This is a genomic window from Blautia caecimuris, assembly GCF_024622975.1.
GTDB lineage: Bacteria > Bacillota > Clostridia > Lachnospirales > Lachnospiraceae > Blautia_A > Blautia_A caecimuris.
In genome coordinates, this window is record NZ_JANJZT010000055.1 from 1 (window position 1) to 10639 (window position 10639).

The following is a 10639-nucleotide window of genomic DNA, read 5'->3' on the forward strand; positions in this document are numbered from 1 at the left end:
TAAAAATCTATTTGCTATCATTATGAGTTCAAAAACGTAGACAGTAAAGCTACCCAAGATTTAAGCGCTTACGATTTAAATACACTGCGGCCTCTGGCGATGAACCGGAAGCCGCTATATTTTTAATCTTTTTTATAAAATTTGGTCTCGTAGCCGTCACCTCGGATCAGTATGTCCGGCATCCAGGCAGGAGACTGTCCCATGATGGAGGTAATGCTGCTGACATCTGTGTCCTCCGGGCATTCGATGATAAGCTCATCATGGACATGGCCGCAGATCTGTTGATCGGAAAGATTCTGCATAGCGTAGCACAGTAGATCTCTGGATACGGCCTGTACGATATTTTCCACAAACTTCGGACCGTAGGATTCTATGCGTTCCCATTTCTTGGTGGAACCGATGCCCTCGTAGGTGACGGATTCACCGCCGAATCTGTTTTCACCAATCTTTGGCTTCACATAGCTGAGTACTCTGCCGGAAGGGAGCTTGATTAAGAGCATTCCGCTTTTGTAACAGAAATGAATTCCATTTACTTCAGTAGGGATGCGCATCTTGATGGCGGTCTTTACTGCATTATCTACATTCCACCAGAAAGCTGTAATCATAGGATTGGAATTACGCCAGGAATCTACGAGTGGTTGGAGCTCTTCTTCGCTAAGCCCCATTTCTAAAGCTCCCATGGATTTCAGAGCGCCTACAGATCCGCCGTATCCGAGGGCAAGCTCTGCGATTTTGCCCTTCTGTCTGAGGTGAGAATTTATGCCATGCTTTTCAACCGGAACTCCAAACATCTGACTGGCAGAAGCACAGTAGATGTCTTTGCCTTCAGCGAATACTTTTGAACGCCAGGTCTCACCGGCAAGATGTGCAAGGACCCTGGCTTCGATGGCAGAGTAGTCACTTACGATGAATTTATATCCAGGTCTTACGATGAAGGCTGTACGGATCAGTTGGCTTAAAGTATCAGGAATGTCATCATAAAGCATATCCAGAGTATCATAATCACCAGTACGAACCAGCTCACGAGCTTCAGCTAAGTCGGACATATGATTTTGCGGAAGGTTCTGCAGCTGGATCAAGCGACCAGCCCATCTTCCTGAGCGGTTGGCCCCATAGAACTGGAACATACCGTGAGCTCTGCCGTCTTTGCAAACAGCATTCTGCATTGCCTGGTATTTCTTTACAGAGGATTTGGCAAGCTGGAGTCTCAGCTTAAGCGCTTTACTGATATCGCCATCGGTCTCTTTAATAAGACCAGCAACATCCTTTTTACTAAGGGATTCTGTTTCGACACCGTTATCAGAGAGCCATTGTTTCATCTGAACTATGCTGTTTGGATTATCCAGATTAGTGATATTTTTCATTGCTATCATAAGAGCTGATTTGGATCTTTCATCGAAGGCGATAGCATTTTCTACAACATCCATATCCAGCATTATGCCTCTGTCGTTGATTTCCTGATCAATATGATATTCATGCCACACTGAGTCAGGTACCGGAAATTTTGATAATCTCTGCTTGATGGCAAGCTCCACCTCAACATCCCTGCGATTATAGGTCTTAAAGGTTTCCCATTTATCAGGTGCATGTTCAGGGAGGTTTCTGGTTCTTTCGCCATTTACCTTTGTTGGCTTACAGGGACTGCAGAAGTATTTGATTAAGTCCTTGCCTTCTTTCATTTTCTGGTTCTGGAGCTTAAGGACAGACCCGACACCTTCAAGTGAAAGCGGTAAGCCCATATAGGCGGACCATATCATTGTACATTTCCATGAGGCTGGATCCAAGAAGTTTTGTACCGGATTGCCTTGAGTATTATAAGTTTTAAAGTATTTCGGGTGATGCTTCCTGAGCCAGTTGGATAAGCAGACTCTTTCAAAGGAAGCATTGAAAGCCCATTTGGTTACATTTTCATCAGATAGTGCTGCTAAGATTTCTGCTGGAATCTCATCACCTGATGTAAGGTCATAGACAACAACAGGCCCATTATTAACAGAGACACCAAAGAGCAGTATCTCAAAATTATCAGACTCAGCGTACTTGTAGGCTCCGCATTTGGAGATATCAATATCGCTGTAAGTTTCTAAATCAATTGACAATTCTTTCATCATAAATCCTTCCTTTGCAAAAATGGCAGCGGCACTTTGTGGGTACCGCCGCCTATGTATTAGTTTTTATCAGTATCTTCGGTCTTAGGCTGGAACCATTAATAACTCTTTTGTCATAGGTTGTCACCATACCTTTCTTCAAATTGGCAGCAGGTTTGTCCTGCCGCCGTAATTGTCGTGTGATTTTTAGTTGAGGAAATCCTCCTCATCATCGGTTGCGAAATCATCTTCTGCACGAGATTTGCCGCCGAGTGGTTCGCCGTCACGAATCTTCTGGAGATTGTTGAGACCGCAGGCGATTCCTTTGTTACCATTGCTGTTGAAGGCATAAAGGTTAATGCTGGCTCTGCCGTATACGCCGGAATACACTTCGGATCTCTCAAGGATAGGCTGACGGTCTGCATCTACGATGCCAGGTGCTGTAGCGCTGTTGGCGTTAATGAAGTATGCGTCTGCGTAAGCCGGATCATCAGGTCTCTCCAGATCACCATCGCGGAGAGGTGTTTTGAGTACGGAGAGAGCAGGAACGGTCTTGCCATTACCCTTGAGCTTGCTCTGACCTTCTTCATAAGCGGCTGCGATTGCAGCTTTGATTTTGTTTACGGTTACAGTGTCGGACTTGGGAATGATGAGGGAAACGCTGTACTTAGGCGTGCCTCCGTTGCTGCTCTTGGCGTCCCATACATTCGCATAGCTCCAACGTGTGTTTACTCCTGTGATTACCTTTGTAGGATTAGAAATCTTTGACATAATTGTTGTCTCCTTTACTCTTTAAAATCATCTTTTGCAGTGTTCATTGCCGGTCTCTTATCTGATTCCGGTACCAATGTGGGTTTGCCAGGTGGTTTGTAAATTAGCCCACCTAAAAGCTCTTCGAATTTCTTCTTTCCGAGCAGTGTGCTCATGGCTGTTATTCCGAGAAGCTTTTTCTCATACGGATCGAAGCCTGCGTCTTTTACTGTATCTGCCACAGCATTTTCGTCGGTATATTTTCTTTTGGATCTTCCTTCTACAATTTTCCAGCCTTCGAAGTGAACGCCTGATTGTGCCTGTTGCAGTGCATAGTCTTTGATGTCGTTGCCCCATGAAATCATTTCATTTACTTTTTCGAGGATGGCAGCGATTTCTGTATCATCCAGTGTGGCAGGCATCTCGAAATCATATTTTGCAAGCTCCAGATTGTATTCTGCACGCTTGCGGCAGGTTGCCTTTACTTTGCAGAAGGTACAATGGTCGCCGGCGTTGAATTCGCCTTTGCCGACGTATGCAAGCTGTGCAGTTGGCGCCAGGACTTCGTCTGCCCATTTCAGCAGATTTTTCTTGCTGATGGTGTAGGTGCTGATGTTGTCGCGTCTTGGCTGGAAGATGGTCATCTTAATCTGGTTGATGTCGTAGATGTCACCGAATACTTCTAAAGCTCCTAAAGCATAGCACATCATCTGGCTGTTGCCGCCATGCTCATCGTCACCGGCACTTACGAGGATTCCGAGGCCGTGCTTGTAATCGATGATTTGCAATACTTCATCGGCTACGATGACACAGTCGCCGGTTCCGAAGCCATTTTCTACCCAGCGGGAGAAATCCAGTCTCTGTTCGATCATGACCTGCGGATCCTTGCAGAATTCTTTTGCTGCTTCAATCTGCTCTAATACGTAATTTCTGTATTCCTCAGCACAGTTTTGCATTTCGGCATCGTAGTAGGTGAGATTTTCCGTTGGATCGATTACATCTTTGCCAAGTGCTTTTTCTACCAGATAAGCACAAAGCTCATGGCAATCGGTTCCCTGCTGTGCATATTCGGAAGCCTGATCCAGGATGTTGGCACAGAGCTTTGCGCTTGGTGGACAGGCTAACCATCTGTGGCTGGCAGAAGCGGAAAGGTATGCGTGCTTAGGCATTTCCAATCACCTCTGCTTCCTTAAGAAGGGCTGCGTAATCTTTCGGATCAATCTGCTTTAACTGCTGAGCTCCGAATTTTTCCAGAAGGTCTTTTACCTCCTTCTTAAAGCCTGCAGCTGATTTTGCAGCGAGTACTCCGCGAACATCTTCCTTTGTATAGGTAGGAGCGGGCTCGGTCTTTGCCGAAGCTTCTTCTGTAGAAGAGAAGATATCCTTTAATGCATTGGCGGTTTTGATCATTCCTTCACCACAGGCAATCATTTCATCCAGCACCTGAGATAATTCACTCATTTTGCTCATTTTCAGTTCCTCCGTTTTCTTTATTCTGTTGTCTTAGATTGGCTGCCAGTCGTTTTGCTACAACGCTGATTGCAATGAGAGTATCAATGAGCTCTTCCTCAATCTGTGGTGTGGCCTGCTGGCTTTTATCAATCGTTTCTGTCTGCATCTGCAGCACCTCGCTTTCCGAAGGGCTTTGTTGCCTTTCTATCTTCCTAAGCGCATCCGGGGAGTGTTTTTCCGGTCGGAGGGAATATTTTTTGAATAAAGTTTTGAAAATAGCCAGGGCAAATTTCGCTTTATATAAGGAAGCGATGTTGCTCTGGGTGATTTTTGCAAATTATTTTGGAATCTGACCGGAAAAGTGTAGGGCAAACCCGCTTAGGAAGTTAGGAGAACTTGTAGGTTCTTACTTTTACAGAAGCGAGGTTTGAAATATGCAGGTAACTATTTGTACAGCAAACTGCGTCGGTCAAGCCGGGAACTGTAGCTATCCCAATAGGGTGACAGTGGTTACGCCGGAGCAGCTGCAGGAAGCGGTGAAGAAGGATCATGTTTGTGCAGAGTTCAAAGGGAATTATCGAAGCGTTGAGAATTTCATCAGATCAGATGTGATTGTCATGGATATTGATAATGACCACACGGACGAACCTACAGAATGGATTACGCCTGAGAAGTTGGAAGAGCTGTTTCCGAATGTGGAATACTTGCTGGCACCGAGCCGCCACCATCTTTTAGATAAGGAAGGCAAGTCGGCGAGACCGAGGTATCACATGTATTTTCCTATTTCAGAGATAACGGATGCCGGCAGGTACGCAAATCTGAAGAAAGCAATTCAGAGTGTTTATTCCTTCTTTGATGGAAATGCGCTGGATGCTGCCAGATTCATATTCGGTGCGGAATGTGATGAGGTGATTTATCACGATGGTTGGATGACGGTGGATGAAGAGGTAGATACCTCTGATATCGAAGAAGAGTATTTTGATTCTGAGATGTCAGGTGGTAAGAGTACCGGTCCTATCTTAGAAGGAAGCCGTAATAACACCATGAGCCGATTTGCGGGACGTATTCTTAAGAAGTATGGTGATACAGAGAAGGCTCATGAAGCTTTTTTGGAGCATGCAAGAAAATGTGATCCGCCGCTTCCAGATGCTGAGCTTAAGACTATTTGGAACAGTGCAGTGAAGTTTTACAGGAAGAGTATTGTGACACAGGACGGATATGTACCGCCGGAGGAATATAATGCAGATTTCGAAGGTGCCACTTTGAAGCCTGAGGATTATTCCGATATCGGACAGGCGAAGGTTCTTGTGAGTGAGTATGGCGAAGAGCTGAAGTACACCAGTGCAACAGATTTCCTTAGATTTGATGGTGACTGTTGGCGTGAGGATAAGCAGTTGGCAATCGGCGCGGTTGAGGAATTCTTGGATCTGCAGCTTCAGGATGCAATGGATGAGGTTGCCAGAGTAGAAAAGGCATTAGAGGATGCCGGAGTGACAAAGGCTTCTATACAGGCAGGTCCGAGGGAGCTTCTGAAGGAAGTGGACGGTCAGCTGTTACCGCTTGTTTATATGCTTATGGGTGCGCAGACATATCTGAAGTTTGTGCAGAAAAGACGTGATTATAAGTACATTGTTTCAGCGGCGAATACTGCGAAGCCAATGATTGCAATTTCGGTCAGTGATCTGGATAAGGATGAGAATCTCATCAATACGCCTTATGCCACCTTTGATTTAAGGAAGGGACTGGCAGGAGAACAGCCTCATGATCCTGGGGATTTGATTACTAAGATTACGGCATGTTCGCCGGGTGAAGAAGGAAAGCAGATATGGTTGGATGCTTTGAAGCTTTTCTTTTGCAAGGATCAGAAGCTCATCGATTATGTGCAGGAGACAGTTGGTATGGCTGCAATCGGTAAGGTTTATCAGGAGCATATGATTATTGCTTACGGTGGCGGTGCCAATGGTAAGAGTACCTTCTGGAATACGATTTTTCGGGTGCTTGGTAATTACGCAGGTAAGCTTTCAGCAGAAGCGCTCACTATGAACTGTAAGAGAAATGTGAAGCCGGAGATGGCTGAGCTTAAGGGTAAGAGACTCATCATTTCTTCGGAGATGGAGGAAGGTATGAGGCTTAATACGGCAGTTGTGAAGCAGCTTTGCTCTACAGATGAGATCCAGGCTGAGAAGAAGTACAAGGATCCGTTTTCTTTTGTTCCGTCGCATACGCTGGTGCTTTATACAAACCATCTTCCGAAGGTTGGAGCTAATGATGATGGTATTTGGCGAAGGCTGATCGTGATTCCTTTTAATGCGAAGATTACTGGTAAGAGTGACATTAAGAATTATGCAGATTACCTTTTCGAACATGCTGGGCCTGCCATTATGAGTTGGATTATCGAAGGTGCCAAGAAGGCTATCGACAAGGATTTCCATACAGACCTTCCGGATGTGGTGGAGGCGGCGATTAAGGCTTACCGCGAGGATAATGATTGGCTTGGTCAGTTTTTAGAGGAGTGTTGTGAGATGGATCCGTCATATAAAGAAAAATCGGGAGAGCTGTATCAGGCTTATCGGGCGCATTGCATGCAGAATGGCGAATATATCCGCAGTACTACAGATTTCTATTCTTCGATGGATAAAGCTGGTTTTAACCGTATCCGCAAGAATACGGGAGTGCAGGTCGTGGGATTGAAGCTTAAAGAAGGACAGGATTTTTTAAATTAATTCTTTTTGTGTAGGTCGTTAACCTCTCTACATAAAAATCCCTTTAGAGAGAATTTATAAAAAATCTGCTATAGGGAGTTTTACGGAACGAGGTACTCGACCTGCACACCTGTTAAGAATGATGGAGGCGTACGATGCGTGAAAAATATATTGAACAGAAATTAGTTCGAGAAGTAAAGAAGCGAGGTGGCTTGTGTGAAAAATGGAATTCCGGTTCTTCAGGCTGGCCCGACCGAATTGTTTTATTACCTGATGGGAAAATCGGGTTCGTGGAGGTGAAGGCTCCCGGTGAGAAGCCAAGAAAGCTTCAGGTGCATAGACATGAACAGCTTCGTGCTCTTGGTTATAAAGTATTCGTCCTGGATGATATGGGACAGATTGGAGGAATTATAGATGCAATACAAACCGCATGATTATCAGCAGTATGCAATCAATTATATATTGGAACATCCGATAGCAGCCGTAATACTTGGGATGGGACTTGGCAAGACCAGTATTACGTTGACAGCCATCGAGCAGCTTATGTATGACAGCTTTGAGATAAACAAGGTCCTGGTGGTGGCTCCGCTTCGAGTAGCAAGAAACACCTGGAGTGATGAGATTCACAAATGGGAGCATTTGAAGCATCTGAAATATTCGATCGTTCTAGGTACAGCAGCAGATCGGAAGAAGGCTCTGGCAGCAGATGCAGATATTTATGTAATTAATCGTGAAAATCTGCAATGGCTGGTTGAGCAGAGTGGTGTTTCTTTTGATTTTGATATGGTGGTTCTGGATGAGCTTTCATCCTTTAAGAACTGGAACAGCAAACGTTTTAAGGCTTTTATGAAGGTGAGACCAAAGGTAAAGAGAGTAATCGGTCTCACCGGTACACCTTCTTCTAATGGGTTGATGGATCTCTTTGCAGAATTCAAGTGCCTGGATATGGGAGAGAGACTTGGCAGATTTATCAGTCAGTACAGAGTGAATTATTTCGTGCCAGATCAGACTAATGGCCAGATTGTTTATTCTTACAGATTAAGAAAAGGTGCCGAGGAACAGATTTATAACAAGATATCGGATATCACGATTTCTATGAAGGCACTTGACCATTTGAAAATGCCGGAGCTTATCAGTAATGAATATCCGGTTTATATGAGTGAGCATGAAGCTTCTTTATATGATGACATGGAAGCAGAAATGTTCCTTCCACTTAGAACCGGTGAGATTACTGCAGCTAATGCGGCGGCTCTTTCAGGAAAGCTGTTACAGATGGCAAATGGTGCTGTTTATTCTGATGACGGCGATGAGATTCAGATCCACGATCAAAAGTTAGATGCGCTGGAGGATTTGATAGAAGCTGCTAACGGGAAGCCGGTGATGGTGGCTTATTGGTTTAAGCATGACCTGACAAGAATTAGGAGGAGGCTTTCAGAGAGGAAGATTTCTTTTGAAAAGCTGGATTCTGAGGAAAGTATACGTAAATGGAATAGAGGAGAACTGCCGGTGGCTCTGATTCATCCTGCATCAGCAGGGCATGGTCTCAATCTGCAGTCAGGCGGAAATATCTTAATCTGGTTTGGACTTACCTGGAGCCTGGAACTGTATCAGCAGACAGTGGCCAGATTGTGGAGGCAGGGACAGTCGGCTGAGACTGTTGTGGTCCAGCATATTATTACTGCAGGAACGATAGATGAAGATGTCATGAAAGCATTGGCCAATAAGGATATGACACAAAACAGATTGATTGCTGCTGTAAAAGCGAGGGTAACGCATGGTAGGTAAGAATTTAGCAGAAGATCCATATGAACATCTTGCCAATGCTATTATTCTTAGTGCGGTTTCTGATTATAGAGCCGCACTCAAAAGGGTAAAGTGTAATCAGGGAAGCAAGACAGCAATGGATGAGGCTTTGCGGATAGAGAAATTCTTCAGAAGTCCGTGGTATCAGCAACTGACTTCAGTGGATGGAGAGTTTTTGATAAGAAGGCTTCAGGATGAAATAAGACAATCAGAGTAAATCCGAGGGAAATTTTTATTTTATCGGAGGTAGCATATGACAGCAAAAGAGTATTTGAAGCAGGCGTATCTTTTGGATAAGCAGATACAAGTTGAGGTTAAGGAACTGGAACAGCTTCGGGAGATGCGTGGCACCATTCAGGGATGCAGCTATGGGGAAAAGATTGGTACGAATCCTAACATAAATCTGGAGGCTCCATTTATTAAAACCATTGAGAAGATATGGGAGTATGAGAAGAAGATTGATGGTAAGATTAATAGATTGGTAGATCTTCGCTCAGAAATCAATACAGCGATTGAAAAGATGGAGAATTCAGAGGAAAGGCTTCTTCTTAAATATCGTTATCTTAAAAATGAAAGCTGGGAAGATATTTCCTATGAGCTGAATGTTTCTTATAGAACAGTACATCGTATCCATGCATCAGCATTAAATAATTTTGTCGTATCGGAATAAGGTTGGCACACCTTGTCACAACGTGGCAGAAGCATATATGTTATTATGATAGTGTCGAAAGTGTATGACAGAACAGAGCCTTGAGAGAAGAAATTTTCCCGGGGCTTTTTTGCATGAGTAATGAGGAAAGTAGCTGCCATGCTTGCATGAGCAGACATTTGACGAATGTCGCGACAATGAGAAAACTTGTTTCGAGTGCATGGAAGGAAGTGTAACTGTGCCTAGCAAGCCGAAGAAACCGTGTGCTTATCCAGGCTGTCCTGCGTTAGTGACAGGGCGGTACTGTGCAGAGCATGCGAAAAAAGTGAATAGTGATTATGAGAAATACGGAAGAGATAAAAATGCGAAGAGAAGATATGGTCGTGCATGGAAAAGGATTCGTGATAAGTATGCTGCAGGGCATCCGTTCTGTGAGAAGTGCTACGAGCGAGGAGTTCTGGTTCCAGTGGAGGAGATTCACCACAAGCTTCCTTTGAGTGAAGGCGGCACACATGACCGGAGCAATCTGATTGCGTTGTGTAAGTCGTGTCATTCACAGATTCATGCGAAGCGTGGGGATCGTTGGCATGACCGGTAGGGGGGATCAAAATCTCTGTAGACCGGCTCACCATAGAACGGCGGGTAGGTCTTGCGTGTGCAGTCGCAAAATTGAATAGGGGGGATAGCAGAAAAAAGCCACCTCCCAAAGGAAGTGGTACTATTGTGAAATATCGGATTTTGCTTCTGTATTATCTGAAGGATCAGTAGTTTTGTCTTCTGGCCTTGTTTGAGCTGATAAGCGATCCAATAGAATATCAGTGGTGTTAGAAGGAATATGTATTCGTTCTTTCTTCATCAGTGTTCGAGCTTTTTGATTTGTTTCATAATCGCGATCACCTTTTTCGAAAATGGAGCAACAAAGAAAATCACATTTTAATTCACCTTGCGCATTTGCCTTGATGATAAAGATGAAATTATCAACACTAAAATGGCTGGATATTAAATAATCTGCTTTAATGCCTGTGATGAAAGGATACATGCGTGGCATGTATGAATATAAATTAACTCATTGTGCTACTTAAAATACGACTGCTTATCGACTCAAAATTGCCCAGATTACCCCTATATAATTGAAAGCACTTTTTTAGAAGATGAGATGTTTTATCTGTCCAATATCACATTGTTCTCCAAATACACTG

Annotated in this window: 12 protein-coding genes; 6 read left to right on the forward strand and 6 right to left on the reverse strand. The window is 44.2% G+C overall.

What is annotated here, in order from left to right:
• Window positions 1-122: 122 nt before the first annotated feature.
• The 5 genes from NSA57_RS18540 to NSA57_RS18560 all read right to left on the reverse strand — a co-directional run bounded on the left by NSA57_RS18540 (window position 123) and on the right by NSA57_RS18560 (window position 4452).
• Window positions 123-2105: a DNA polymerase gene (locus NSA57_RS18540; RefSeq protein WP_178811272.1), complete on the reverse strand. Its 1983-nt coding sequence runs from the start codon at window positions 2103-2105 to the stop codon at window positions 123-125.
• Between the two features lie 186 nt (window positions 2106-2291).
• Window positions 2292-2855 carry a DUF2815 family protein gene (locus NSA57_RS18545; RefSeq protein ID WP_178811269.1) on the reverse strand — a complete coding sequence of 188 codons (564 nt, stop codon included), beginning with the start codon at window positions 2853-2855 and terminating at the stop codon, window positions 2292-2294.
• Window positions 2856-2869: 14 nt separating this feature from the next.
• Window positions 2870-4003, reverse strand: a complete 1134-nt coding sequence (locus NSA57_RS18550; RefSeq protein WP_178811266.1) for a DUF2800 domain-containing protein — start codon at window positions 4001-4003, stop codon at window positions 2870-2872.
• Window positions 3996-4304 (reverse strand): DNA ligase, encoded by a 309-nt coding sequence (locus NSA57_RS18555; RefSeq protein ID WP_178811263.1) that lies wholly within the window; start codon window positions 4302-4304, stop codon window positions 3996-3998. The genes NSA57_RS18550 and NSA57_RS18555 overlap by 8 nt, the downstream gene beginning before the upstream one ends.
• Window positions 4288-4452 (reverse strand): hypothetical protein, encoded by a 165-nt coding sequence (locus NSA57_RS18560; protein WP_005612470.1) that lies wholly within the window; start codon window positions 4450-4452, stop codon window positions 4288-4290. Before NSA57_RS18560 ends, NSA57_RS18555 begins: the two co-directional genes overlap by 17 nt.
• Before the next feature lie 268 nt (window positions 4453-4720).
• On the opposite strand from NSA57_RS18560, the gene NSA57_RS18565 reads away from it, so the two are divergent.
• The 6 genes from NSA57_RS18565 (at window position 4721) to NSA57_RS18590 (ending at window position 10038) form a co-directional block, all read left to right on the forward strand.
• Window positions 4721-7009, forward strand: coding sequence for a phage/plasmid primase, P4 family (locus NSA57_RS18565; RefSeq protein ID WP_178811260.1), 2289 nt, complete (start codon window positions 4721-4723; stop codon window positions 7007-7009).
• Between the two features lie 134 nt (window positions 7010-7143).
• The gene (locus tag NSA57_RS18570; protein WP_178811257.1) at window positions 7144-7422 is read left to right on the forward strand and encodes a PDDEXK family nuclease; all 279 of its coding nucleotides are present in this window, start codon (window positions 7144-7146) and stop codon (window positions 7420-7422) included.
• A complete protein-coding gene (locus NSA57_RS18575) occupies window positions 7403-8773 on the forward strand; it encodes an SNF2-related protein (protein WP_178811255.1) in 1371 nt (456 codons plus the stop codon). Before NSA57_RS18570 ends, NSA57_RS18575 begins: the two co-directional genes overlap by 20 nt.
• Window positions 8763-9008, forward strand: coding sequence for a hypothetical protein (locus tag NSA57_RS18580; protein ID WP_178811252.1), 246 nt, complete (start codon window positions 8763-8765; stop codon window positions 9006-9008). The genes NSA57_RS18575 and NSA57_RS18580 overlap by 11 nt, the downstream gene beginning before the upstream one ends.
• 36 nt (window positions 9009-9044) lie before the next feature.
• Window positions 9045-9461: a DUF1492 domain-containing protein gene (locus NSA57_RS18585; protein WP_178811250.1), complete on the forward strand. Its 417-nt coding sequence runs from the start codon at window positions 9045-9047 to the stop codon at window positions 9459-9461.
• A gap of 217 nt (window positions 9462-9678) precedes the next feature.
• Window positions 9679-10038: an HNH endonuclease signature motif containing protein gene (locus tag NSA57_RS18590; RefSeq protein WP_178811247.1), complete on the forward strand. Its 360-nt coding sequence runs from the start codon at window positions 9679-9681 to the stop codon at window positions 10036-10038.
• A gap of 120 nt (window positions 10039-10158) precedes the next feature.
• Here the strand turns inward: NSA57_RS18590 and NSA57_RS18595 are convergent, their stop codons facing one another.
• Complete coding sequence (locus NSA57_RS18595; RefSeq protein WP_408611672.1) at window positions 10159-10488, reverse strand: PBECR4 domain-containing protein; 330 nt, start codon at window positions 10486-10488, stop codon at window positions 10159-10161.
• Between the last annotated feature and the right edge of the window lie 151 nt (window positions 10489-10639).

Excerpts from the sequence above, each read along its gene's own strand:
- NSA57_RS18580 (WP_178811252.1), top strand. The coding sequence starts at position 8,763 with ATGGTAGGTAAGAATTTAGCAGAAGATCCATATGAACATCTTGCCAAT.
- NSA57_RS18540 (WP_178811272.1), bottom strand. The coding sequence starts at position 2,105 with ATGAAAGAATTGTCAATTGATTTAGAAACTTACAGCGATATTGATATC.
- NSA57_RS18575 (WP_178811255.1), top strand. The coding sequence starts at position 7,403 with ATGCAATACAAACCGCATGATTATCAGCAGTATGCAATCAATTATATA.
- NSA57_RS18560 (WP_005612470.1), bottom strand. The coding sequence starts at position 4,452 with ATGCAGACAGAAACGATTGATAAAAGCCAGCAGGCCACACCACAGATT.
- NSA57_RS18565 (WP_178811260.1), top strand. The coding sequence starts at position 4,721 with ATGCAGGTAACTATTTGTACAGCAAACTGCGTCGGTCAAGCCGGGAAC.
- NSA57_RS18585 (WP_178811250.1), top strand. The coding sequence starts at position 9,045 with ATGACAGCAAAAGAGTATTTGAAGCAGGCGTATCTTTTGGATAAGCAG.
- NSA57_RS18545 (WP_178811269.1), bottom strand. The coding sequence starts at position 2,855 with ATGTCAAAGATTTCTAATCCTACAAAGGTAATCACAGGAGTAAACACA.
- NSA57_RS18595 (WP_408611672.1), bottom strand. The coding sequence starts at position 10,488 with ATGCCACGCATGTATCCTTTCATCACAGGCATTAAAGCAGATTATTTA.
- NSA57_RS18570 (WP_178811257.1), top strand. The coding sequence starts at position 7,144 with ATGCGTGAAAAATATATTGAACAGAAATTAGTTCGAGAAGTAAAGAAG.
- NSA57_RS18550 (WP_178811266.1), bottom strand. The coding sequence starts at position 4,003 with ATGCCTAAGCACGCATACCTTTCCGCTTCTGCCAGCCACAGATGGTTA.
- NSA57_RS18555 (WP_178811263.1), bottom strand. The coding sequence starts at position 4,304 with ATGAGCAAAATGAGTGAATTATCTCAGGTGCTGGATGAAATGATTGCC.